The organism is Collinsella sp. LCP19S3_F2 (assembly GCF_052121015.1).
In the GTDB taxonomy this organism is placed as follows: domain Bacteria; phylum Actinomycetota; class Coriobacteriia; order Coriobacteriales; family Coriobacteriaceae; genus Collinsella.
The window spans coordinates 64,609-89,423 of the sequence record NZ_JBQKFA010000004.1; the positions used below are offsets into that span (position 1 = coordinate 64,609).

Annotated in this window: 21 protein-coding genes; 12 read left to right on the forward strand and 9 right to left on the reverse strand. The window is 60.7% G+C overall.

Going from position 1 to position 24,815, the window contains the following annotated elements:
* Positions 1 to 13: 13 nt before the first annotated feature.
* Positions 14 to 760, forward strand: a complete 747-nt coding sequence (locus ACTQX9_RS04680; RefSeq protein WP_229770678.1) for an aspartate/glutamate racemase family protein — start codon at positions 14 to 16, stop codon at positions 758 to 760.
* A gap of 194 nt (positions 761 to 954) precedes the next feature.
* On the opposite strand, the gene ACTQX9_RS04685 is transcribed toward ACTQX9_RS04680, so the two are convergent.
* The 5 genes from ACTQX9_RS04685 to ACTQX9_RS04705 all read right to left on the reverse strand — a co-directional run bounded on the left by ACTQX9_RS04685 (position 955) and on the right by ACTQX9_RS04705 (position 7,890).
* Positions 955 to 1,701, reverse strand: a complete 747-nt coding sequence (locus tag ACTQX9_RS04685; RefSeq protein ID WP_441540622.1) for an energy-coupling factor transporter transmembrane component T family protein — start codon at positions 1,699 to 1,701, stop codon at positions 955 to 957.
* On the reverse strand, positions 1,694 to 3,445 hold the full coding sequence (locus ACTQX9_RS04690; RefSeq protein ID WP_441540623.1) for an ABC transporter ATP-binding protein: 1,752 nt from the start codon (positions 3,443 to 3,445) through the stop codon (positions 1,694 to 1,696). Before ACTQX9_RS04690 ends, ACTQX9_RS04685 begins: the two co-directional genes overlap by 8 nt.
* Before the next feature lie 213 nt (positions 3,446 to 3,658).
* Entirely contained in the window at positions 3,659 to 4,231 is a 573-nt protein-coding gene (locus ACTQX9_RS04695; protein WP_349089692.1) for a hypothetical protein, read from the reverse strand.
* 401 nt (positions 4,232 to 4,632) lie between these two features.
* Positions 4,633 to 6,564 (reverse strand): C69 family dipeptidase, encoded by a 1,932-nt coding sequence (locus ACTQX9_RS04700; protein ID WP_441540624.1) that lies wholly within the window; start codon positions 6,562 to 6,564, stop codon positions 4,633 to 4,635.
* A 408-nt stretch (positions 6,565 to 6,972) separates the two neighbouring features.
* A complete protein-coding gene (locus ACTQX9_RS04705) occupies positions 6,973 to 7,890 on the reverse strand; it encodes a diacylglycerol/lipid kinase family protein (RefSeq protein ID WP_441048604.1) in 918 nt (305 codons plus the stop codon).
* 98 nt (positions 7,891 to 7,988) lie between these two features.
* Between ACTQX9_RS04705 and rnd the strand changes: the two genes are divergently transcribed.
* From rnd to ACTQX9_RS04740, 7 genes are all read left to right on the forward strand, one after another.
* The gene (rnd, locus tag ACTQX9_RS04710; protein ID WP_441540625.1) at positions 7,989 to 9,122 is read left to right on the forward strand and encodes a ribonuclease D; all 1,134 of its coding nucleotides are present in this window, start codon (positions 7,989 to 7,991) and stop codon (positions 9,120 to 9,122) included.
* A 238-nt stretch (positions 9,123 to 9,360) separates the two neighbouring features.
* Entirely contained in the window at positions 9,361 to 10,065 is a 705-nt protein-coding gene (locus tag ACTQX9_RS04715) for a zinc metallopeptidase (RefSeq protein ID WP_441040951.1), read from the forward strand.
* Between the two features lie 115 nt (positions 10,066 to 10,180).
* Entirely contained in the window at positions 10,181 to 11,632 is a 1,452-nt protein-coding gene (gene xseA, locus ACTQX9_RS04720; RefSeq protein ID WP_441540626.1) for an exodeoxyribonuclease VII large subunit, read from the forward strand.
* A gap of 42 nt (positions 11,633 to 11,674) precedes the next feature.
* A complete protein-coding gene (gene xseB, locus ACTQX9_RS04725) occupies positions 11,675 to 11,941 on the forward strand; it encodes an exodeoxyribonuclease VII small subunit (protein WP_006234311.1) in 267 nt (88 codons plus the stop codon).
* Positions 11,942 to 12,096: 155 nt separating this feature from the next.
* On the forward strand, positions 12,097 to 12,432 hold the full coding sequence (locus ACTQX9_RS04730; protein WP_195919566.1) for a histidine triad nucleotide-binding protein: 336 nt from the start codon (positions 12,097 to 12,099) through the stop codon (positions 12,430 to 12,432).
* Between the two features lie 147 nt (positions 12,433 to 12,579).
* Entirely contained in the window at positions 12,580 to 13,758 is a 1,179-nt protein-coding gene (locus tag ACTQX9_RS04735) for an acetate/propionate family kinase (RefSeq protein WP_006234305.1), read from the forward strand.
* A 164-nt stretch (positions 13,759 to 13,922) separates the two neighbouring features.
* On the forward strand, positions 13,923 to 15,101 hold the full coding sequence (locus tag ACTQX9_RS04740) for an acetate/propionate family kinase (RefSeq protein ID WP_441083165.1): 1,179 nt from the start codon (positions 13,923 to 13,925) through the stop codon (positions 15,099 to 15,101).
* A 544-nt stretch (positions 15,102 to 15,645) separates the two neighbouring features.
* Here the strand turns inward: ACTQX9_RS04740 and pta are convergent.
* The gene (gene pta / locus ACTQX9_RS04745) at positions 15,646 to 16,626 is read right to left on the reverse strand and encodes a phosphate acetyltransferase (RefSeq protein WP_441540627.1); all 981 of its coding nucleotides are present in this window, start codon (positions 16,624 to 16,626) and stop codon (positions 15,646 to 15,648) included.
* A gap of 231 nt (positions 16,627 to 16,857) precedes the next feature.
* On the opposite strand from pta, the gene glf reads away from it, so the two are divergent.
* Positions 16,858 to 18,060, forward strand: a complete 1,203-nt coding sequence (glf, locus tag ACTQX9_RS04750) for a UDP-galactopyranose mutase (protein WP_441540628.1) — start codon at positions 16,858 to 16,860, stop codon at positions 18,058 to 18,060.
* Complete coding sequence (locus ACTQX9_RS04755; RefSeq protein ID WP_441063207.1) at positions 18,053 to 19,084, forward strand: glycosyltransferase family 2 protein; 1,032 nt, start codon at positions 18,053 to 18,055, stop codon at positions 19,082 to 19,084. The genes glf and ACTQX9_RS04755 overlap by 8 nt, the downstream gene beginning before the upstream one ends.
* Positions 19,085 to 19,457: 373 nt before the next feature.
* Here ACTQX9_RS04755 and ACTQX9_RS04760 read toward each other — a convergent pair whose 3' ends face one another.
* The 3 genes from ACTQX9_RS04760 to ACTQX9_RS04770 all read right to left on the reverse strand — a co-directional run bounded on the left by ACTQX9_RS04760 (position 19,458) and on the right by ACTQX9_RS04770 (position 21,680).
* The gene (locus ACTQX9_RS04760) at positions 19,458 to 20,459 is read right to left on the reverse strand and encodes a P1 family peptidase (RefSeq protein ID WP_441540629.1); all 1,002 of its coding nucleotides are present in this window, start codon (positions 20,457 to 20,459) and stop codon (positions 19,458 to 19,460) included.
* A 100-nt stretch (positions 20,460 to 20,559) separates the two neighbouring features.
* On the reverse strand, positions 20,560 to 21,141 hold the full coding sequence (locus ACTQX9_RS04765) for a Maf family protein (RefSeq protein WP_427795816.1): 582 nt from the start codon (positions 21,139 to 21,141) through the stop codon (positions 20,560 to 20,562).
* Positions 21,138 to 21,680, reverse strand: coding sequence for a DJ-1 family glyoxalase III (locus ACTQX9_RS04770; RefSeq protein WP_154517253.1), 543 nt, complete (start codon positions 21,678 to 21,680; stop codon positions 21,138 to 21,140). The genes ACTQX9_RS04765 and ACTQX9_RS04770 overlap by 4 nt, the downstream gene beginning before the upstream one ends.
* Before the next feature lie 581 nt (positions 21,681 to 22,261).
* Here ACTQX9_RS04770 and ACTQX9_RS04775 point away from each other — a divergent pair.
* Both ACTQX9_RS04775 and ACTQX9_RS04780 read left to right on the forward strand, forming a co-directional pair.
* Positions 22,262 to 23,242: an EamA/RhaT family transporter gene (locus ACTQX9_RS04775; RefSeq protein WP_441540630.1), complete on the forward strand. Its 981-nt coding sequence runs from the start codon at positions 22,262 to 22,264 to the stop codon at positions 23,240 to 23,242.
* A gap of 123 nt (positions 23,243 to 23,365) precedes the next feature.
* The gene (locus ACTQX9_RS04780) at positions 23,366 to 24,796 is read left to right on the forward strand and encodes a 6-phospho-beta-glucosidase (protein WP_441044763.1); all 1,431 of its coding nucleotides are present in this window, start codon (positions 23,366 to 23,368) and stop codon (positions 24,794 to 24,796) included.
* The last annotated feature ends 19 nt before the right edge of the window (positions 24,797 to 24,815 follow it).

The following is a 24,815-nucleotide window of genomic DNA, read 5'->3' on the forward strand; positions in this document are numbered from 1 at the left end:
CAAGGAGGCGGCGATGGAAAAGCTGGGAGTTATCGGCGGTATGGGCGCCGAGGCCACGTCGTATTACTACGACCAGGTGGTGCGTCACACGGCGGCCGCCCGCGATCAGGAACATATCGACATGGTGGTGCTCTCTAAGTCGACCATGCCCGACCGCACGCTGGCCATTAAGACCGGCGACCATACCGAGCTGCTGGCGACCATGAAGGAATGTGCGCAGGCGCTCGAGACGCTGGGCTGCGCGCACATTGCCATTCCCTGCAACACGTCGCACTACTTCTACGATCAGATTCAGTCGTTTACCTCGGTCCCCATCATCCATATGCCGCGCGAGTCGGTGCGCTATGCGCTTGCCGGCGTGGTGATGGGGGAGTGCGAGTTCGACCCCAACTTGAGCATGCCGGCCGAGCCGGTGCGCAAGATCGGCATCATGGGTACCGATGGCACCGTGGGTGCCGGCGTCTACGGTCGCGAGTGCGAGGCGGCGGGCGTCGAAGTCGTCTATCCCAGCGAGAAGCGCCAGGCCGATGTGATGTCGCTTATTTACGATGACGTGAAGGCAGGACGCGAGCCAGATATGGATAAGTTTGACCGAGTGATGTGGGAGTTTGCCCGCAGCGGCTGCGACCGCGTCATTCTGGCCTGCACGGAGCTTTCGGTGCTGCAAAAGTATCGCGAGATGCCCGAGATCACCCTCGACGCCATGGACGTTTTGGTACGCGAGTCCATCATCCGCAGCGGCGCCCCCTACCGCCTGTAGCCCTCGACCTGCCAAAAAGGGACAGGTTTATTTTGGTAGGTTTTATCTGGGAAAACAGTAAAGGCCTCGGCTCGTTTGTGCGAGCCGAGGCCTTTTGCATTTGTCGGTTGCTGCTTGGTGCTGGAGCTTAAAGGACGAGACTGACATTTGCCCATATAAAACCGACCAAAATAAACCTGTCCCTATTTGGCAGGTTAGAACAAGAATCCGAGGACGATGAGGGCAATGCTGGCAATCAGTACGGCTATATCCAGGCCTTTGATGGGATAGCGTTTGTACGAGCTCGCGCGCGTGCGCAGGTAGAAGCCGCGCTGCTCGGCTGCCAAGGCCGTGGCATCGGTCTTGCCTACGCTCGAGATGAGCAGCGGTACGCACAGCGGCAGCATGAGCTTGAGCTTCTTGATGGGGTTCTTGGTGTCGTATTCGACGCCGCGTGCGGTTTGCGCCTCCATGATGGCGTTCATCTCCTGGCCAAACACCGGCACAAAGCGAAGCGCCGTGGTAAAGGTGAAGGCATAACGATACGGCACATGCAACACCTCGACACAGGCGTTGGCAAGGTCATTGAGCTTGGTCACCATAAGCATCAGGATGAGTGGCAGCGCTACGCCCAACAGGCGCAGACAGGCCTTCGAGCCGGTGATGAGGCCTTCGTCGGTGACGAAGCCCCACACCACGTTGCCATCGCGCATAAAGGCCAGCTGCAGCGCTAACATGATGAGTGCGAGCGGAATCAGCAGCTTGAGCAGCGAGAACAGGCGGTCGACGACGCCGGCGTAGGCTCCCAGCGCGAGCGTAAGCGCCAGAAATCCCAACAGCGCCACGTAGGTGTCGGACAAAAAGATGCCGATGATGATGGCGGCGGCTAGGCCCAGTTTGATGACGGGGTTCAGGCGATGCAGCAGCGTGTCGCCCGGCATGTAGTCGATGACGTTAACCACGGCGGACCATCTCCTCGGTAATACGAACGATATCGGTGACCTCGCTCATCTGTGCAAAGGCGGGCGAGACGGTGGATGCCAGGCGGCGTGAGAGTTCAATGACCTGGGGCGGTTCAACGTAGGCGCGCTGCATGAGCTCGATGTTCGAGAACAGCTCGTGTGTGCGGCCGCGATCGAGGATGCGACCGTCGGCCATCACCACGATGCGCTCGGCAAAGTCCGAGACAACTTCCATGTCGTGGCAGACCATGATAACGGCGCAGCCGCGCTCGGCCATGGTGCGCACCGTTTCCATCACGGTCATGCACTCGCGGTAGTCCAGGCCGCTCGTGGGCTCGTCGAGAACCACGACCTTGGGCTCTACGACCACGACGGAGGCGAGCGCCACCATCTGGCGTTGACCGCGCGAGAGCGAGAAGGGCGCCTCGTCGGCCGGCAGGCCAAAGCGGTCGATGACGAGCCGGGCGCGACGCAGCGCCTCGGCGCGGTCGATGCCGGCAAGCTCCAGGCCAAAGGCGACCTCGTCGAGCACGGTGTCCTTGCAAATCTGGCGGTCGGGGTTTTGGAAGAGGGTTGCGACTTCGCGGGCGATGCGGCTCGTGGGAACCGATGCCGTGTCCAAGCCCGTAACGCGCACGCTGCCCGATGCAGGCCTAAGCAGACCCGTGAGCAGCTTGGTGAGCGTGGTCTTGCCGGCTCCGTTTTGGCCGACAATGCCCACGAGCTCGCCGGGATAGAGCGTCAGGTTGAGGTCGTGGACGGCGGCGCCACCATGGGGGTAGGAAAACTCAACGTGGTCAAACGTGAGCACCGGCTCGGCGTCTCTCGCATGCGGGCACAGCGACGGTGCGTGCGGGGAGCCTGCGGGCGCCTGGGCGTCGCTTGCCGCGCGGCCGGGGTCGACGATGCCCGCGATCAGGCGTTCGGCCTCGTCGACATCCAGGCAGGGGGTGCCGCTTGCCAAGCCATCGGCCTCGAGGCTGTTGAAGATGCGTGTGACGCGCGGGCAATCGACGCCGATGGCGCGGAGCTTGTCGGTGTGCGCAAAGACCTCATGTGGCTCGCCTTGCAGCGCGATCTGGCCGTGATTGAGCACCAGTACGCGGTTGCAGTACTCCGAAAGCAGGGCGACCTTTTGCTCAACGACGACGATGGTGATGCCGAGGTTACGGTTTGCCTCGCGCAGCGTTTCGAAAACCAGCGTGGAGCTGGCGGGATCGAGTGCCGCGGTTGGCTCGTCGAGCACGAGCACACGCGGACGCATGGCGAGGATGGCGGCGATGGCAACCTTTTGTTTTTGGCCGCCCGAGAGGGTGGCTATCTCGCGGTCGCGCAGGTCGCTAATGCCGACGGCCTTAAGCGTCTCGCTCACGCGCTGCTCGATCTGGTCATGCGGAACGCCAAAGTTCTCGAGGCCAAAGAGCATTTCGTCCTCAACGACCGAAGCGACCATCTGCGTGTCGATGTCTTGCAGCACGCTGCCGACGATCTGCGATATGTCGGTGAGCGAGACCTCGCAGGTGTCGTGCCCGTCAACGAACACGGAGCCAAAGAAGGTTCCGCTGTAGTGGTGGGGCACGGCGCCCGACAGGCAGGCGGTAAGTGTTGATTTGCCGGCACCCGAAGGCCCGATGATGCCGATGAAATCTTCCTTGTTCACGCTGAGCGAAACGTGGCTAAGCGCCTGCTCGGTCTGCGTGCCATAGGAGAACGAGACATCGTCGACGTTGATGATCGTTTCCATGGATACCTTTCATAGTCATTGGGGACGTTCTTACATGACTAGTCGTTTAAGGACGTCCCCAAAAGCTCGTTGTTTGGGACAGTCTTTGCTGGTGAAGCACGGAGACGGCTTTACGAGGTGCCCCAGGTTGGCGCGAAAGAGGAGCGAAGCGTACTTGGGTACGCGAGCGACGAATGAACGCCAAGATGGGGGTGGCTCGTAAAGCCGAGCGGGTTAGTTAAGCCTAAGGGCCTTCTGGATGGGCAGATAGAGCGCCCCGACCAGAATGGCGTTAAACACAGCGGTCATGGCGACGACGGGCAGCATGGCAGCGGCGAGCTCGCTCACCACGCCGAGCATGGCCATCTTGATGACCATGAAGATGACGCCCGAGACAAAGGTGGTCACGAAGGCTGCGACGATGGCGACGGCGGGCTTAACCTGGCCGTCCTTGGCGGCAGCGTTGACAATGACGGCCATGAGCATGGCAGCGATGCCCTCGGCGGCAAAATCGACAAACGGCGAGGTGGTGGTGATCTGGATCACGGCGGCCGAGATCAGGCCGATGACGAGTGCCTGACCGATGTTGGGGCGAACGACCAGGATGGTGAGGCAGAAGGCCGAGATGATGAACTCGGGGCTGATCATGCCGCCCGAGATGCCGGAGATGGCCTTGCCGACGGTGAAGTTGAGGATGAAGCCGGCGGCAAGCAGGATGGCGAGCAAGACGAGGGCACGGACGTCGAGTTTGCCGCGGTCGGCGGTCTGGACGGTGCGGGGCTGGGCGGTGGTGGTGTTCTGAGACATGGTGAAAATCCTTTCGGAGGGGAAGTGCAAGAGAAGAAAGCGGAGGCGCGTGATGCGAATGCGATCGGGCTCGAGATAGAAAAAGGCCCCCGGTCGAAACCGGAGGCCTTCCAATCACCTAGAGCGCAAAACAGGCGTGAGGGACTCACCGTCGACCAATCGTATTCGCATCACGCCACCACCAGTTGTTGAGAGACGTCATCGTGTTCTTCATGTTGGTGGCTCCTTTCGTGATGCCGTGGCGCGGTCGCGCCTAGTTGCTGTTGCGCTGCACTATAGCACAGCGAAGTGTGTACAGGGAAATCTTTTTTGAAAAGATTTCGGCGACGTTTCCCGCCGGTCAAAAGAGCGGGCTGAGCGGGCGAGGCTGCCATTGCTGCCTTGCCCGCTCAGCTAGGACGTTACTCCTTATTGCGACGGTAGAGGAAGTAACCGCCCGCGGAGATGACGGCAACGCCAGCGATGGCGAATGCAGCCACCACGCGGCCATCAAAACGATCACCGGTGGTGGGCAGGCCGCCCTTGGTGTTCGTCTTGTTGGTGGTTACCGTGGTTGTGGTGTCCGACTTGCCAGGCTTCTCGGGCTTGGTGGTGGGCTGCTCGGGCTTAGCGGGCTGCTCGGGGGTACCGGGCTGCTCAGGAGTACCAGGCTGCTCGGGAGTGCCAGGCTGATCCGGGGTTACCGGGTCGGTGGCAAGAGCGTCTTTGGCGTAGGTGATGGACACCTTGAGGCCGTTGGTCTCGGTGTTCAGGTCGCTCGGGGTGAAGGGCTGGTCGAAGTTCTCAGCCTTCAGATAGGCGCGCATCTCCTGGAGCAAGGCCTTGCACTTGACGTAGGTGTTCTCGGTGGCAGCATTGCCGGCCTTGTTTGCCAGGGCGGTACGGGCCTCGGTGCCCTCGGTGGCCTGCATGACCTCGTCGACTTCCAAGTTCTGCTCGACGAGCTCGTTCTGGAGGGCGTCGAGGTAGGTGCGGACGTTGACGCCGAGCAGCTCGGGATGCTCGAAGCAGAGGGAGCTGATGTCCATGAGGACGTAGTTGATGGAGTTCTCGGGCTCCTCGTTGTTCACGATGTCGGTCTCTTTGCAGTGGTCGAAGGAGACAGTCTGATCGCTGAAATACGGGCTGACCTCAGTGAGCAGTGCAGAGTAGAAGGGGATAGCGACGGAGTACGCGGCACGGGAGAGCATCTCCCACTGGATGGTGGCAACCTGGGGATCAAGGCCGCGACGAATCTGGAAGAGGTTGACCTCGGTGTTGCGCTCGGTGCCGATGGCGTAGGCGCCGTCGGTGTTGGCGTTAAGGCCGGGGACATTTTCGCCGCGGTTGCCAAAGGCACGAATCAGCTCAAAGGTGCTCCAGCCAGACTTGCCAGGCTTGAAGAACAAGGGCTGGATCTCGCTGACGGATGCGCCGGTACCGTTCTTGTCTTTAACGATGGTGTAGTCCTTGTCCTTGATTAGCGGGTTCATGAAGTAGTCTCGGCCCTGGACATAGCGAGTCCACTGATGCCTGCCAGACTCATCGAGTCCCTCGCCATAGGTTTTGGCAACATCGAACTTGCCGTCGGTGTATTTGGCGAAGCCTTTCTCCACGGGCATGGTCTGGATGCCCTCGGAGTGGAGGCAGTTCTCGGCGTCATTAAGGTCGACATCGTAGTTGAGGCTCCCGATATTAGGGTTGAGCGACGCGACGTCATCAGCGAGCTTCATGGCAATCCACTGATGCCCGGAAAGTGCGGCGAACAGCCAAGTCTCGTTGCTGTCGGCGATGACAATCTGGTCGTTGGAGCAGACGCCCTGCTCGTCAATCAGACTGCCGATAAGCTTGACGCCCTCACGGGCCGTGGCGCTTTCGCCCAGGATAACGCTGGCATAGCTGTACTCGCCAATGCCAGTCTCCTCGGTGATGGGGTCGGCCTCTTCGGCCTTCTCGTTATAGGAGGTGCTCAACGTGGCAGAGCAGGAGACGCCCTTCTCGTTGATGCCGGCCTCGGAGTAGGCGTCCCAACGGTCATCCCACTGCGAGGGGTGATCGCGCACATAGCTGTAGCGATACGTGGTTTTGTTCGAGGTGTATGCGAACCCGGACTCATCGGAGCTGTAGGTGAAGCCGGGGGCGTGCGAATCCTCGATGCCAAAGTGCTTGAGGTAGCGTTTGTCATAGTCCTCGGCGCGGCCATAATACGTATTGCCGTCGGCCGTAAGGTTCTTGCCCATGTACATCTGCGTGCAGGCGAGCGCAGATGTCGGCATGGACATGATGGTTGCAGCTCCAAAGGCGAGGCCTATGCCTAGCTTCTTGAGCGCGTTGACGGGGTGAGCTTTCCTCATTTTCCCTCCCAGCGTGCGAAAGCCCTCTGTCGCCAGAGGGCTTCAGCCAATAAAACATCTTCCATAGCATAACGAAATGGAAATATTATTCATGTGTGAAATAAACTTATTCTATAAACGCGGTGAAATATTCGATGAGCGGTAAATTGTATTCATTATGTAGCTTTACTTAAATAAAGGCACCCTGTAATTACTGTACCTGAATAAAGCGCCTTGCACAGGGCGCGAAGAAAATCCCCCGCTGTTTGGCAAATGCATAAACAACGGGGGAGACGATGACTGGATGAATATCATACCAATGTGGAATTACTTCTTCCGGCGGTGGATTACGTTAATCGCGTAGCCCACGAGCATGGCCAGAACGATGACGATAAAGCCAATGATAGGGTTGTCGTTCACGGGGTCCTCCTATTTTCCGAGTGGAGAGAATTCGTCGACGATGAGGTCGAGGCATTGCGGAAGCGCGCGGGCGCCAAAGACACCGGAGTTGCTGGAGATGATCTCGCCATCGAACTGCATGCCCAGCGACGGCGTGCAGGTAATCTTGGCTTCCTTGGTCTGGATAATCTTAAACTGCGGGCGGCCGAGCACCTTGCCGGCGGGGTCGAGCGCGGCGGTGATCACCGTGGGGAGCAGCTGCACCGTGCGCACGGGCTCAATAACGACGATGTCGACCATGCCGTCGTTCATGCGGCAGCTGGGGAACAGGTTGATGTCGTTTTGGATGACTGAGGTATTGCCCGCCATGCAGCAGATGCCGTCGAGCTCCTCGACCATGCCGTCGTGTTCAATGGTAAAGTGCGCCACCGTGGGGTTGGGCGTGGCGAGCGCGGAGAGGAAGTAGGCGATCTCGCCAATGTCGTTTTTGGTGGGAGCGGCCTTCATCATGATCTCGGCGTCGAAGCCCGAGCCGGCGATGATGATAAAGCCGTGGCGCTTCTCGTTACCGTTCTCGTCGATCCAAAAGAGCTCACCCATGTCCACCTTGACCGTGCGGCCGGCGCGGCAAGCCTTGGCAAGCGCCGCCGCCTCGGGGGCATTACCGATGTTGTTAAAGAACAGGCAGGCTGTGCCGGAGGGGAAGATGAGCGTAGGGACACCGCACCCGCGCATCTGGTCGAGCACGTTGGAGACGGTGCCGTCGCCGCCCGAAACGACTACGCGGTCGAACTCACGAACGTCCGCTACCGCGTCCTCGGGCTCCATGCCATCGCCGATAAAGCGCATTACGACCTCGTCGCCGCCCTGTGCAAGAGCGTGCGTGAATGCGTAGATTTCATCGGAGCTGGGACCCGATGCCGGGTTGTGGATGATAAGGCAGCGCATGCTTACGTTCCCGTTCTGTGACTAACCGAGTATAGTTGTAGGGCAATGCCGATATCCTACCCGTGTTTTTCGGGCCTAACCTTATTCGATGGGTTGATATGTACATTTCCACACATCAGGCTCTACTCGACTTTTGTCAGCGCGCTCGTGAGTTCGACGCGATTGCCGTCGATACCGAGTTTTTGCGCGAGCGCACGTTTCATCCGCGCCTGTGCCTGGTCCAGATTGCCACCCCTGCCGAGAGTGTCGCGGTCGATCCGTTGGTGATCGACGACTTATCGCCACTGGCCGAGCTTATGGCCGACGAGAGCGTGGTCAAGGTCTTCCACGCCTGCTCGCAGGATATGGAGGTCATGCTCCACACCGTGGGCGCGCTGCCGCGTCCGATTTTTGACACGCAGGTCGCCGCCGCCTTTTTGGGTGAGCGCCAGCAGATTTCCTACGGCGCGCTCGTTCAGACGTTCTGCGGCGTATCGCTGCCCAAGACCGAGTCGCTGACCGATTGGTCGCGCCGCCCGCTGAGCGATAAGCAGATTGAGTACGCGATCGATGACGTCAAGTATCTGATCGTCGCCTATACCGAGATGATGAGCCGCCTGCGCGAGCTTGGCCGCGTGGACTGGGTGCTCGACGAGTTGCGCCCGCTGGCAGACGAGTCGCACTACCGCGCCGACCGGCATGAGGCATTCCGCAAGGTCAAGCGCATCAACTCGTGTAGCCGCCATCAGCTGGGCATTGCGCGCGAGCTTGCCGCCTGGCGCGAGGACCGCGCCGAGCGCCGCAACATCCCGCGCAAGTGGGTTATGTCCGACGATACGCTGCTGGCGCTCGTCAAGCGCAATCCTGTGCGCGTTGAGGAGTTCCGCAGCATCCGCGGCACCGATCAACTGGGGGAGCGCGATGTGGACGGCGCGCTCATGGCCATCAAGCGCGGCGCGAGCTGCCCGCACGATCGCCTGCCGCTCATGGTGCGCGGACATCGCCAGATCTCTCCGGAGCTGGAGAGCGTGACGGATCTCATGTACGCGCTCATTCGCCTGGTTGCCGAGCGTTCGGGCGTGGCGACCTCGGTCATTGCCTCGCGCGATGACCTGACCGACTATATTGAGCATCCCGAGCAGAGCCCTTTGCGCGAAGGTTGGCGCTTTGAGCTTGTGGGCTCGCGCCTGGACGATCTGCTCTCGGGCAACATGGGGTTGACGGTGAAGGACGGCAAAATCGAGCTCCTGTAGGTATATGGTTACGCGGTTTTACCAAACCGCGTAACGGCTCGACGCTGCAAACGGCCGAGAGTGGCAATCTGACGTTCAATCGTCGCTCGCGTACCAAAGTACGCGTCGCTTCTCTTTCACGTCACCTTGCTCGCTCTCGGCCGTTTTCACTGACATTGCCAAAACATCGATGCTGTCTCGTTGGCTGGGCGAGTGGGTAGAATGCCTTCAACGTGTAACTCGATTCGGAGGAATTCGCATGCCCTATTACTATGGTTATGGCTTTGGCATCGACCCGCTGTACCTGCTGGTCGTCCTTGTTTGTACGGTGCTCGGTCTTGCCGCGCAGAGCTATATCAACTCGACGTATAAAACCTGGTCCAAGGTTCGCTCGGACGGCGACACGGGCGCTGCGGTCGCGCGCCGCATGCTCGACGCCAGCGGTTGCAATGCCGTGGGTATCAAGGGCGTCGCCGGTGAGCTCACCGACCATTACAACCCGCAGGATAACAACCTGTATCTCTCGGATGCCAACCGTTCGGGCGGATCGGTCGCAAGCGTTGCCGTCGCCTGCCACGAGGCGGGCCACGCCGCCCAGCGCCAAAGCGGCTATGCCATGATGAAGGTGCGCACTGCCCTGGTCCCGGTCGTCAACTTTACCCAGAACACCTGGACCATCGTGTTGCTCTTGGGCCTGTTTATGAACATTGCCGGGCTCACAACCCTCGCGCTGATCTTCTTCTCGTTTAGTGTGTTGTTCCAGCTGGTTACGCTGCCGGTCGAGATCGATGCCAGCCGCCGCGCCGTGGCGTACATCGAGCAGTCGGGCATGAGCTCCAAGCAGGTCAACGGTGCCAAGAAGGTCCTGACGGCAGCCGCGCTTACCTATGTGGCCGCAGCGCTCACCTCGATCATTCAGCTGCTCTACCTGATGGCTCGCTACAACAGAAACTCCAACCGATAACAAATTGGCTTGACAGGCGCCGCGGGGATTTGTGTCCCCGCGGCGCTGTACTATGTGTTGGACTTGAATTTGCGCAGGGCTGGAGCCTTTGTGCACGATAACGAAAGGAGGCTGCGTGGCAGGCTGGAATCTAACCGGCAATGCCGTTTCCGCCGAGTTTGACGGCTCGGGCGATCAGGAGCGCAAGGAACTCAGCGTGAGCCAGGCGGTGGAGATCGCCGCCGGTGCACTCGATGCTATTCCGCAGCTGAGTGTTTTGGGCGAGGTCACGGGTTTCCGTGGCCCCAATGCCCGAAGCGGCCACTGCTACTTCCAGATTAAGGACGATTCGGCCGCCGTTGACTGCATCATTTGGAAGGGTGCCTATCTCAAGCGCACGTTCGATCTGCGCGACGGCATGCAGGTGAGCTTTAAGGGTAGCTTCAATCTCTATAAGCCCACGGGCCGCATGAGTTTTGTCGCCCGCTCGTTTTCGCTGGCGGGGGAGGGTCTGCTGCGTCAACAAGTGGCGCAACTGGCCGAAAAGCTGAGACGCGAGGGCCTGATGGACGAAGCGCGCAAGCGCCGCATCCCGGTGTTCTGCTCGCGTGTGGCGGTCGTCACCTCGCTTTCGGGTGCCGTAATCGATGACGTCAAGCGCACATTGCGTCGTCGCAACCCACTCGTCGAGCTCGTTTGCGTGGGTGCCAAGGTTCAAGGCGAGGGTGCGCCGGCAGAGCTCATTGAGGGTTTGCGTCGCGCCGCTTCCATTACGCCGGCGCCCGATTGCATTTTGCTCGTGCGTGGCGGCGGTTCCTTCGAGGACCTCATGACCTTTAACGACGAGGAGCTTGCCCGCGCGGTGGCGGCTTGTCCTGTGCCCGTGGTGACCGGCATTGGCCATGAGCCCGATACCTCGATTTGCGACATGGTGAGCGACCGCCGCGCCTCCACGCCCACGGCGGCGGCAGAATCGGTGGCGCCGGCTATGACGGAGTTGGCCGACGTGCTTGAGACGCGCCATCAGCGTCTGGGCGCCGCGATGGCTTCGATGATTGGGTCGGATCAGGTCGATCTGGAAATGCTCGATCAGCGTGGTCGCCGCGCTTGGGACACCTATACGGCTCGTCTGGGCGACGCGCTCGATGCGGCCGCGTGCCGCCCGTGCCTCAACGATCCAACGTTTATGGTCGAGCGTCGCGAGTCCGAGCTTGCCCTGACGGCCGATCGCCTGTCCGGCGCCATAACGCGTTCGGTTGGGGCCTTCCGCTCCGACTTTGAGCGCCTGCCCGAGCGCTTGATCGCAAGCACCTCGGGGCTCGATGGCAAACGCCATGCGCTCACGCTTGCGAGCTCCCGTCTGGAGCATCAGGGGCGCACGATGCTCAGCAAGCCCGCGTCCGACCTGGGCCGAGCTGCTGCGTCGCTCGATGCCTTGTCGCCGCTCAAGGTGCTTGCCCGCGGTTACTCCATCGCGTACAGCGAGGACGGTGTGGCTACGAGCGCCAAGACCTTTAAGCCGGGCGACGCTATTCGCGTGCGCATGGCGGACGGCAACGTGGCAGCAACCGTCAACGCGGTCGAGTAGACCTCGTTTCACAGTGATAGACCCTTAGGAAAGGAAACAGATATGGCAGAGAAGACCCCGGTCGAGCAGCTTACGTACAAGCAGGCCTCGCAGGAGCTGGAGCTCATCATCCGCAGCCTGGAGTCGGGCGACATGGAGCTCGAGGAGTCGCTCGAGAGCTATACCCGCGGCGTCGAGCTCCTCAAGAGCCTGCGTACCCGCTTGTCCGATGCCGAGCAGAAGGTCTCGGTGCTCCTGAAGGACGTCGACGGCAACGACGTGCTCGCCGACGGCGAAGCCGCCAACACCGACGACAACCTTTCGTTCTAACCACCTCGCAGCCTACTTTGGGGTAGTCTTTTTGGGACGGGGCTTTTTTGACTACCCTTGCGCGACGGCTCGCCAGGTGCCTGCGCTTGCGAAAAAGTAGTCAAAAAAGCCCCGTCCCAAAAAGACTACCTTGGTCTGTGAGAAAGGAACCAACCATGTGTGATTGCATCTTCTGCAAAATTGCCAACCACGAGATCCCCTCGACCGTCGTTTACGAGGACGATCAGGTCATCGCCTTCGACGACCTCAATCCCCAGGCGCCGGTCCACACCCTCGTGATTCCCAAGAAGCACTACAGTGACATCGCCGACAACGTACCGGCCGAGACCATGGGTGCCATGGCTCACGCCATTCAGGAGGTCGCCAGGGCCAAGGGCCTGGAGGACGGTTTCCGCGTCATTTCCAACAAGGGCGTCAACGCCGGCCAGACCGTCATGCACTTCCACATGCACGTCCTCGGCGGCAAAAACCTGGGCGAGAACCTCATCTGAGGGCGCTTCTTCCGTGGGATGAGGCGAAAGCTTAGGCACCGATAACTTATATATCAACGCAATAAACCCGAGCGCGAGGGCGTTTGGGTTTATTATTGAAGCGTATGTAACCTGGCGGCGCCACACCGCCTGTTAGTAGGGAGACACATGAACGTTCTGGTCGTCAACGCGGGATCTTCGACCCTTAAGTATCAGGTCATCGATACCAAGTCCCACAAGGTGTCCGCAAAGGGCTCCTGCGAGCGCGTCTGCTTTACCGGCGGTACCTTCACCCACGCTGCCAACGGTTCCAAGAAGGTGACCGAGAACATCGAGTTCCCCGACCACAAGGTCGCCATCGAGGTCGTCCTGAAGGACCTCGAGGCCAACGGCGTCAAGATCGAGGGCATCGGCCACCGTATCGTTCAGGGCGGTTGGTACTTCGGCGATTCCTCCCTCGTCGACGAGGACGTCCTCGCCAAGATCCGCGAGGTCGCTCCGCTCGCCCCGCTGCACAACAACCCCGAGGCCAACGTTATCGAGTACTGCCTCGAGCAGTATCCCGATCTGCCCAACGTCACGGTCTATGACACCGCTTTCCACTTCAACATGCCCGAGGTCGCCAAGACTTACGCCCTGCCCAAGGATGTTTGCGACAAGCTGCACATTCGTAAGTATGGCGCCCACGGCACCAGCTACCGCTATATTTCCAAGAAGGTTGCCGAGATGACCAACGGCGAGGCTCGCAAGGTCGTCGTGTGCCACATCGGTTCCGGCGCTTCCCTGTGCGCCATCGAGGACGGTAAGTGCATGGACACCACCATGGGCTTGACGCCGCTCGACGGTGTCATGATGGGCACCCGCTGCGGCTCCATCGACCCGGCTACCGTGTGCTACCTACAGCGCGAGGGTGGCTACACCTTCGACGAGGTCGACGAGATGATGAACAAGAAGTCCGGCCTTTTGGCTGTGACCGGCGGCAAGACCAACGACTGCCGCAACGTCGAGGAGCTCGCCGCTGCCGGCGACCCCGAGGCCCAGCTCGCCTTCGATATGTTCGTCTACAAGATTGCCGCCAAGGCCGCCGAGATGGCCACTTCCATGTGCGGCATGGACACCCTGGTCTTTACCGCCGGCATCGGCGAGCACGCTCCGGCCGTTCGCGCCGGCGTGGCCGATCGTCTGGCCTTTATGGGCGTTAAGATGGATCATGCCCGCAACGCCCTGCGTGGCGACGGCGCTTGGTGCCTGTCCGCCAAGGATTCCAAGGTCAAGATCTTCGTCATCCCCACGGATGAGGAGTTCATGATCGCTTCCGACGTCGAGCGCATCGTCAACGGCAAGTAATTGCAAGAGGGGAGGGGCTGGACGACCGAGCGCCGTTCGGCCCCTCTCTTGTGCTCGTTGGGCGATATGCCTGATAGCTATTTATCAAGTTGTGATAACTTCTTATTAACATACGGCCACCTTAAGGGGTCTGCGCCGACCGTATTGCACTGCAAAGGAGTCTCATGAACGTACTTGTTGTCAACGCCGGTAGCTCAAGCCTTAAATATCAGCTTTTGGATACCGATACCCGCAAGGTTTTCGCCAAGGGCAACTGCGAGCGTATCGGATCGGACATGGGCATCTTTGGCCACTCCGAGAACGGTGGCGCCAAGCAGACCGAGGAGGTCCCTTTCCCCGATCATCGCTCTGCTATCGCTCGTGTGCTCGAGGAGCTTGAGAAGACCGACTTTACGATTGATGGCATTGGGCATCGTATCGTTCAGGGCGGCTGGCACTTCGATGATTCCGCAGTTGTCGACGACGAGGTTATGGCCAAGATTCTTGAGGTGGCACCGCTTGCTCCGCTGCACAACTACGGCGAGGCCGCGGCGATTGAGTATTGCCGTGAGAAGTATCCGGAGCTGCCCAACGTGGCCGTCTTCGATACCTCGTTCCACATGACCATGCCCGAGGTTGCCTACACCTACGCGCTGCCCAAGGACGTGTGCGACAAGTACCACGTGCGCAAGTACGGCGCGCACGGTACGAGCCACCGCTACGAGTGGATGATGGCCAAGGAGATCCTGGGCTCGCGCTGCCACCGTCTGCTTTCGTGCCATCTGGGCAACGGCGCTTCGCTTGCCGCCATTGAGGACGGCGTGTGCCGCGACACCACGATGGGCCTCACGCCGCTCGATGGCCTGATGATGGGCACCCGTTGTGGTTCCATCGACCCTGCTACCGTGTGCTACCTGCAGCGCGAGGGCGGCTACAGCTATCAGGAAGTCGATGATATGATGAACAAGCAGTCTGGTCTGCTTGCCATCTCGGGTATCTCCAACGATGCCCGCGACATCCGCACACGCGCCTCCGAGGGCGACGAGCGCTGCCTGCTCGCCTTCGATATGTTCGCCTACAAGGCTATGCAGCAGGCCGGTTCCATGATCGCTTCCATGGCGGGCGTGGACACCATTACCTTTACCGCCGGCATCGGCGAGAACGACTGGTCGATCCGCAAGGCCTTCTGCGACTGCTTTGAGTGGCTGGGCGTACGCATCGACAACAATAAGAACCGCGAGGCCGTGGGCAACGGCCCACAGGTCATCAGTGCCGCCGGTTCCGCCGTCACCGTCATGGTCATCCCCACCGACGAGGAATACATGATCGCCCACGACGTCGAGCGTCTGACCGCGAACAACTAGCGCGCCGATTGCATGTAAACGAAAGGCCTCCTGAGCAACAGCTCGGGAGGCTTTTTTGGAGGGCGGACGGCGGAAACCCCATCCCATTTTGAACGCGGATTTTGGGACACACTTTCCGTTTGGGGCAGGTTGCGGAAAATGCGACCCACAACAAAGCAAAATTCCGTCCCGCAGTTTCCCAAACAGCCCCCAAGTGGAAGCTACATCCCGCAATCCGCCTTCAAACCGGGACACGCTTTCCGGCACAACAACCGCCGAGGCCCTATCAGCCTTTCAAATCCAAAGTGACCATATCCGCATCGTTTGCCCCCCAGCAACGGCACCCATCCATTCAGATTCTCAGCCCCAGCTCGTAGCCAAGCCGCCGTCCACTCCAGATCCCCTGAGCACCACGTGGCGGCAGGGACCCTACAGGGTAAAGCTCTGAAAACTTTCCGCAGGACGCATGAAACCCCCGCCGCACGAAGTGCGCAGCGGGGGTTTCATGCATGTCCGAGGACGTTTTCAGAGCTTTACCCTGTAGGGTCCCGAGGGGATACGTCCGCTACTCAGCCATCTGAGCCTGGACGGCGGTGATGGCTACGACACCCACGATGTCGTCGGCAGAGCAGCCGCGCGAAAGGTCGTTAACCGGCTTGGCGATGCCCTGCAGGATGGGGCCGTAGGCGTCGGCGCCGGCGAAGCGCTGGACCAGCTTGTAGCCGATGTTGCCGGCCTCGAGGTCGGGGAACACGAGCACGTTGGCCTTGCCGGCAACGGAGGAGCCGGGAGCCTTGAGCTGGGCGACGTTGGGGACGATGGCGGCGTCGAGCTGCAGGTCGCCATCGATGGCGAGCTCGGGAGCTTTCTCCTTGCAGAACTTCACGGCCTCCTGGACCTTCTTGGCGACCTCGCCGCCGGCGGAACCCATAGTGGAGTAGGAGAGCATGGCCACGTGCGGCTCAACGTTGCCCATGAAGGTGGACCAAGAGTGAGCGGAGGCGATGGCGATCTCGGAGAGCTCATCGGAGGACGGGTTGATGTTGAGGCCGCAATCGGCGAAGATCAGCGTGCCGTCGGTGCCGAACTGCGGGGTGTCGGTGCACATCACAAAGAAGGCCGAGACCAGCTTGGTGCCCGGGGCGGTCTTGAGGATCTGCAGCGCGGGGCGCAGGGTGTCGGCGGTGGAGTGGCAGGCGCCGGAGACCAGGCCATCGGCATCGCCCATCTTGACCATCATGGTGCCAAAGTAGGTGGCGTCCATCACCTGGGCGCGAGCCTGCTCGATGGTGACGCCCTTCTTGGCGCGGAGCTCGGCAAACTTCTGCGCGTACTCCTCGTGCTTCTCGGCATTGCGCGGGTCGATGACGGTAGCGCCGGGAACGTCGATCTCGTCGGGGTTGCCCAAGATGACGATCTTTGCCAAGCCCTCCTCGATGATCTTGGTAGCTGCGATGATGGTGCGCGGATCTTCGCCCTCGGGCAGGACGATCGTCTTAAGGTCGGCCTTGGCGGCAGACTTCATACGGTTTAGGAAATCGCTCATGTTACTCCTTACAAGCGTTTCGCTAAGCTCCAGGCGTCCGGCTGTCCACGAATAAACCCGCTGCTAGCGGGTTTACCTTTCAAATATGTACGCCGGGGTGCTTGAGCTTTCCTTGTGTGGCAAGCTCATTATAGGACGCATTAGCGCTATAATCGCTCTGATAAATATGTCTCGAAGAATGTTCGAGAAAAGCCCAGCTAACGAGCCCGTGGCTTTTGACAAGGAGTATCGATGCAGATTACCTCAGGCCTGCCTGAAGGCTTTAACGCCGGCGCATATGACATGATTGTCGTCGGTGCCGGGTATGCCGGTGCCGTTTGTGCCCGCCGTCTTGCCGAGACCATCGGCTATCGCGTTGCCGTTTTGGAGCGCCGTGGCCACATTGCGGGCAATGCTTACGACTGCTTTGATGAGGCCGGGATCCTGGTCCACGAGTATGGTCCGCACATTTACCATACCTTTAACGAGCGCGTCCACAATTTTCTGTCGCGCTTTACCAAGTGGACGGACTACCAGCACAAGGTGCTCGCCAACATCAACGGCACCCTTATGCCCGTGCCCTTTAACCACGCGAGCCTCAAGCTCGCCTTTGGCGATGAGCGCGGCGAGGAGTTGTATCAGAAGCTCGTGGAGACCTTTGGCAAGGACGTCAAGGTGCCCATCATGGAGCTGCGCAAGAAGAACGACCCGGATCTTGCCGAGGTCGCCGATTACGTCTACGAGAACGTCTTTTTGCATTACACCATGAAGCAGTGGGGCCAGACGCCCGACCAGATCGATCCCTCGATCACCGGCCGCGTTCCCGTCTTTGTGGGCGACGATGACCGCTATTTCCCGCAGGCTCCCTTCCAGGGCATGCCGCAGGACGGCTATACCGCGTTGTTCGAGCATATGCTCGACCACGATCTGATTGATGTGTTCTGCGACGTGGACGCCCGCGACCTTTTTGAGATTGACGAGACCACCGTTAGGATCGACGGCAAGGTCTATGGCGGCGAGATCGTCTACACCGGTCCGCTCGACGAGCTGTTCAACCTCGACTTGGGCGCTCTGCCGTACCGTACGCTCGACATGAAGTTCGAGACGCTCGATATGGACCAGTTCCAGCCCGTGGGCACCGTCAATTACACCACGAGCGAGGATTACACGCGTATCACCGAGTTCAAGAACATGACTGGTCAGGTCCTGCCCGGCAAGACCACCATCATGAAGGAGTATTCCAAGTCCTATACGCCCGGCTCGGGCGAGACGCCCTATTACGCCATTCTGGAGCCCGAGAACCGCGAGCTCTATGAGCGCTATCTTGAGCGCGTCCAGAACCTGACGAACTTCCACCCGGTGGGTCGCCTGGCCGAGTATCGTTACTACGATATGGATGCCGTGACCAACTCTGCCCTCGATCTTTCGGATGAGATTATCGCCTGCCATGCATAAAGTCATATCATTCGGTATTCCCTCGTATAACGCCGCCAAGGACATGGACCATTGCATCACCTCCATTCTGGAGGGGAGCAATTACGCCACCGATATCGAGATCATCATCGTCGATGACGGTTCCAAGGACGAGACGGCAGCTAAGGCTGATGAGTGGGAGGCGCGTTACCCCGGTATCATCCGCGCGGTGCATCAGGAGAACGGCGGTCACGGCATGGCCGTCCTCTCGGGCCTGCGCGAGGCGCAGGGCACCTACTACAAGGTCGTCGACTCGGATGACTGGCTCGACGGTGCGGCGCTTTCGACCATGCTTTCGATTCTGCGTGGCTTTGAGGAGCGCGACCAGCGCGTCGATCTGTTTATCTCGAACTATGTGTACGAGAAGGTTTATGAGGGTACGCATACCGCTATTGGTTACAAGTTTGCCCTGCCGCGCAAAAAGATCTTTACCTGGGACCAGATTGGCCATTTCCGTCCGGACCAGAATTTGCTCATGCACAGCCTGTGTTATCGCACGGATGTGCTGCGCGCGTCCAATCTGCCTATGCCGCCGCACACGTTCTATGTCGACAATATCTACGCCTATGTGCCGCTGCCGCGCTGCAAGACCATGTACTACGCCGACATCGACCTCTATCGTTACTTTATCGGTCGCGAGGGCCAGAGCGTCAACGAGGCCACGATGGTCAAACGTCTGGACCAGCAGTTTCGCGTGACGCGCATTATGATGGAGTCGTTCCATCTGTACAGCGATGTCGAGTCGTCGCGTCTGCGCGCGTACATGATGGGCTATTTCACCATGATGATGGCAATTTGTTCGGTGCTTACCAAGCTTTCCGATGAGGATTGCGCCGACGAGCGCCTGACGACATTGTGGAGTGATTTGAAGGCCTACGACGAGCGTATGTATCGTCGTGCACGCTACGGTGTGGTCGGCTTCTTTACCAACCTGCACGGGCGGGCTGGAGACAAAACCACACTCGGCCTCTACCGTCTTGCCTCAAAGATCTTCAAATTCAACTAGCTGTTGAGTAATCGCTGCTGATAGGTTGACTGGGCCCCTTGGCCTTTAGTTTGCTACTGCGAACAGTCCTGCTCGCACGGAAAGCACATTAAGTGCTTTCCGGCTCGTGCGGAACTTTTATCAAACTAAAGGCCAAGGGGCCTTTGCTATAAGAATCGATTGTCAGGCTGCCTGAATTTGAAGATCTTGGACGCGCGGTACACAGGGGCCTGGGCTGAAAGAGATCTTGTTGAGTAGGTTACCCGGTTGGTCTTGGTTATGTTTGTCGCGAGTTCCGCACGAGCCGAAGAGCACTTAATGTGCTCTTCGTGCGAGCCAGGACTGTAGAGCAGCAAACATAACCAAGACCAACCGGGTAACCGGACGAGCTAGTTTACTTCGCGGCGCCGGGGATGCCGTGGGATGTTTTGGCGGTTTTGGCTCCGTTTACGATGGCGGTTTCCAGGGCCCTTACGGCGAGCATGCCCAGCAGGTCTAGGGGAACGGCGGCGCTTGCCTGGCTGCCCAGCTTGCCGCTGGCAAGGGTGTAGATGGTGTCACCGTCGTTGGTGGTGTGTGTGGGGCGGATGGCGTGTGCATAGGCGTCTGCGGCCATCTGGGAGACCTTGGTGGCCTGGGCCTTAGTGAGCTCCACGTTGGTGACGATGCAGCTGATGGTGGTGTTGGTGCGGTCGAGTGGCATTTTCATAGAGCCGGCGGCGGCAAGGGCGGCGAGCTCCATGTCGACGATCTGGTCGCTATCGGCTGCGGCGCGCATGCCGGCCACCCACTCGCCGGTGGTCGGGTCGACCACGTTGCCACAGGCGTTGACCGAGACCACGGCGCCTACCTTGACGGTGCCGAGTGCCACGGCAGCAGCTCCCAGGCCAGCCTTCATGCAGGTGGCGGGCCCCATGAGCTTGCCTACGGTGGCGCCGGTGCCGGCACCTACATTGCCCTGCTCGAGTGTGGTGGGGGTATGGTCGAGCGCCTCGCGCACGGCGGCGATACCGGCGTCAATGTCGGGACGCACGGTGGGATCGCCAAAGGCGAGGTCGAAGATGCAGCTGGAACACACGATGGGCACCTGCGTGGGGCCGACGGGCAGGCCGATGCCGCGGCTCTCGAGTTCGCGGGCCACGCCGCTTGCCGCTTCGAGACCAAAGGCCGAACCGCCCGAAAGGCAGACGGCGTGGACCTTATCGACGGTGTTCTCGGGACGCAGCAGATCGGTCTCGCGCGAAGCGGGAGCACCACCACGCACGTCAACGCCGCCGGTGGCACCCTCGGGCGCCACGATTACGGTGCAGCCGGTGCCGGCCTCCTCGTCTGTATAGTTGCCAAAGCAAAAGCCATCGACATCGCAAACGTCAATGGCTTCGAGCAGGGTGTCCATGTTTTCTCCTATCGGTTTTCCGCCGGGCCTTATGCTCGGTCGGGATCCGTACGGTACGGCAAAATTGTAGGCGCCGGGGGATACCCAGCGCCAGATGCAATTACGAGAGTTTTTGAATCGCGCGTGCGACGCGAGCGATGGGTAAGCCCACCACGTTGTAGAAGTCGCCCGAAATGTCATGCACGAGCATGCGGCCGCCTGTGCCCTGGATACCGTAGGCTCCGGCCTTGTCCATGGGTTCGCCGGAGGCAACATAGTGCCCGATTTGCTCCTCGGTAAGCTCGTAGAACGTCACGTCGGTCACATCGACAAACGACAGACTTTCGGCGGCATGCGGAGCTGCAGCGTCGCCGGCTTTAACGATACAGACGCCGGTTGCCACCTGGTGCGTGCGGCCCGAAAGCTCGCGGAGCATGGTGCGTGCCTCGTCCTCGTCTGCCGGCTTGCCCAAAATTTGCCCGTCAAAGGTGACAATGGTATCGGCTGCGACAGTCAGTTCGTTGGGTTCGGCGTGCTCGGAGGCAACGGCAGCGGCTTTGGCGCGTGCCAAGCGTTCGACAAGCGTAAGCGGAGCTTCGCCATCAGAAGGCGTTTCGTCGATATCTGCGGGAATTACGCGAACGTCATAGCCCGCCTCGCGCATCAGCTCTATGCGGCGCGGCGATTGCGAAGCCAAAATCATAGCTGGATGCCCTCGGCAACCTTCTCGACGGCCTTGTCGCCGGCGAGTGTGCGCAGCAGCTCCAAGGCAAAGGGAAGTGACTGTGCCATGCCGCTGGCAGTGATGATGTTGCCGTCTTGCGTGACCTTCTCGCCGGTATAAGCACCCTCGGGGAAGCTCTTCTCAAAGCCGGGGAAGCACGTGGCTCGGCGTCCCTCGAGCAGACCAAGCTCGCCCAGGATAAACGGGGCGGCGCAGATGGCGGCAACATGCTTGGTTGCGGCGAACTCGCAGACTACATCGCAGACACGCTGGTCGGCGCGCAAGTTGGTGGCTCCGGGCAGGCCGCCAGGCAGCACGACGCAGTCGTACTCCTCAAAGTTGATTTCGTCAAAGAGCGCATCGCAGGTCACGGGAATCTGCAGTGAGCTCACGACCTCGCGTGTGGGCATGATCGAGACGAGCGTGGCGCGCACGCCGCCGCGACGCATGACATCGACCATGGTCAGGCATTCAATAGTTTCAAAACCATCGGCGGCGAGAACGGCAACGCTGGGCATGAGAGTTCCTTTCGTAAGGCGGCATACAATTAGCCGTCTTATACCCCGAAGGCCTATGCTTGCCACGCTCGATTTCCCAATGTTTAAAAGGGGACGGGGCTATTTTAGCTACCCTCACCCATCCTCAACAATCTCGATCTGTAACATCTAGGCCCACTTTTGACCCCTAACTGTTACAGATCAAGACAAACGGAAACCGCCCCGACAAAACGTCTAAATCTGTAACATCTACGGACCAAAACCGGGTCTTACTGTTACAGATCGAGACCGTCCCCAACACACCGCCCCGTTCGGGGAACGACCGCCACAGGTACGGCGGGCAGAGACTCATTTTTTTCCTCGGTTTTTCTTGACGGAATCTCACCTGTTGTAGTACTTTGTCCCAGTCTAAAAACGCGTGGACTTTTCTGGGCGCTAGCCACCTTTTTGCCACGCAACCGAGCAGTCGGTTGCGTGGCTTTTTTCGTCTTGGCAGCAGGTGCCACATGCACCGCCAGAAGACCGCACGAGCCCACCTTCCGACTGCAGGGAACAGACGCACGAGACGTGCATCTGCAAGACAGCAGACGGAAGGGAGCCTAATGGCAGGAACAAACACAATCAAGCAACAGGCCGCCGGGGCAGGAGCCACGGGCGCGGGACAGGCCAAGGCGGCGCTCCAGGTCTTTGCGGGCGGCGCCTGCTACGGCGCGATGGCCACGACCTACAAGCTCGCCTACGCCGCGGGCTTCACCTCGGCGCAGGTGGTGGCGAGCCAGGCGTGGTTCGGCTGCCTCTTCTTCGCCCTCGCCACACTCGCGGGCCACGCACTCGGGCACCGCTGGCAGCGCGTGGGCTGGAAGCTCGCCCTTAAGCTCATGGGCCTGGGAGCCCTCACCTGCCTCACCTCAATCCTCTACTGCTACGCCATGAGCGTGCTGCCCGCCCCGGTGGCGCTCACGCTCCTCTTCCAGTTCACGTGGCTGGGGCTCCTGTGGCAGACCGTCATGACGCGCCGACCGCCGAGGGCCCTCCAAGTGGTCTCCGCCTTGGTCATCGTCTTCGGAACGGTGTTCGCCAGCGGCGTTTACAAGACCGGCATCACCGGGTACGACCCCGTGGCCCTGCTCTGCGCGCTGGGGGCGGCCGTGTCCTGCTCCCTCTTTGTCACCCTCTCCGGCAAGGTCGAGGCCCCCTGCTCGTCCGAGCAGCGTGGCGTCATCGTATGCGCGGGCTCCGTGGTCATGTCGCTCACGGTGTGCCCAGACTACGTCGTCTCGGGCGTCCTCGCCCAGGGCATCCTGCCCTTTGCCGTCATCGCTGGCTTCTTTGGCATGCTCTGCCCGGTCCTGCTCTTCGGCATGGGCTCTCCGCACCTGCCCGCGGGCCTCTCCACAGTCATGGCCGCCGCGGAACTCCCCGCCGGCCTGCTCATCGCCATGATCGTCCTCGGCGAGCCGCTCGGCGTCGTCGAGTGGCTGGGCGTCGCCATCATCCTCGCCGGCGTGTGCCTGGCGCAGGTCCCCTCCCTGCTTGGAGGCCGGGAGGCACGTCGCGCCGCCGCAGGACAAGCCGTCAGCTAGTCATCCCTTCACAGGCGGCCCGCGCGCATCAGGGAAAGGGCCACGGGCCCGGCGCGTGAGGTCGCAAGGACGTTATTAAAGCGTCCCCCGCAGAGGTGGGGACGCCAGAGAGAAGGAGGCACCATGCCATTTCCAAAAGGGTTCCTTTGGGGAGGAGCCACCGCCGCCAACCAATGCGAGGGAGGTTATGACGAGGGCGGCCGCGGCCTTGCCAATGTCGACGTCATTCCACACGGGCCGGAGCGCAACGACGTGAGCCGCGGCCTGAGGCGCATGCTCGACTTCGAGCCCGGGTACTACTACCCGGCCCAGACGGGCATCGACTTCTACCACCGCTACCGCGAGGACATAGCCCTCTTCGCGGAGATGGGCTTCAAGGTCTTTCGCCTCTCCATCGCCTGGAGTCGCATCTTCCCCAACGGCGACGAGGAGGAGCCCAACGAGGCCGGGCTCGCCTTCTACGAGGACGTGTTCCGCTGCTGCCGCGAGCACGGGATCGAGCCCCTCGTGACCATCACGCACTTCGACTGCCCCATCCACCTCGTCAAGAAGTACGGCGCCTGGCGAAACCGCACCCTTATTGAACTCTACAAGCGGCTCGTGACGGTGCTCTTCAACCGCTACCGCGGCCTCGTGCGCTGGTGGATCACGTTCAACGAGATGAACATGATCTTGCACCGTCCCTTCATGGGTGCCGGCATCGTCCTCGAGCCCGGGGAGAATGCCCGCGAGGCCGAGTACCGCGCCGCGCACAACGAGCTCGTGGCCAGCGCCTGGGCCACCAAGATCGCCCACGAGGTCGACCCGGAGAACAAGGTGGGCTGCATGCTCGCCGCGGGAAGCTACTACCCCTACTCCTGCCGCCCCGAGGACGTCCGCGCGGCGCAGGTTAAGAACCAGGAGGACCTCTTCTTCGTGGACGTGCAGGCGCGCGGGCACTACCCCGGCTACGCGCTCAAGATGCTCGAGCGCGAGGGCATCGACGTGGGCATGACCGCCGAGGACGAGCGCATCCTTGCGGAGAACACCGTCGACTTCATCTCGTTTAGCTACTACTCCTCGCGCTGCACCGCGGGCGACCCCGATTCCGTGGGCGGCGTCGCCGAGGGCAACGCCTTCGCCGGCGTGGAGAACCCCTACGTGCGCACGAGCGACTGGGGCTGGGTCATCGACCCGCTGGGGTTCCGCATCACGATTAACGACCTCTGGGACCGCTACCAAAAGCCGCTCTTTGTGGTGGAGAACGGCCTCGGCGCCTATGACGAGGTGCTTCCCGACGGCACGATCGAGGACGACTACCGTATCGCCTACCTGCGCGAGCACATCGAGGCCATGCGCGACGCCATCGAGCAGGACGGCGTCGAGATGCTCGGCTACACCACCTGGGGGCCGATCGACCTCGTGAGCGCGGGCTCCGGCGAGATGGAGAAGCGCTACGGCTTCATCTACGTGGACCGCGACAACCTGGGCAACGGCACGCTCGAGCGCAGGCGCAAGAAGAGCTTCTACTGGTACCGACAGGCCATCGCCACCAACGGAGGCGACCTGGGCTAGCCGCCCGGGCAATATCACT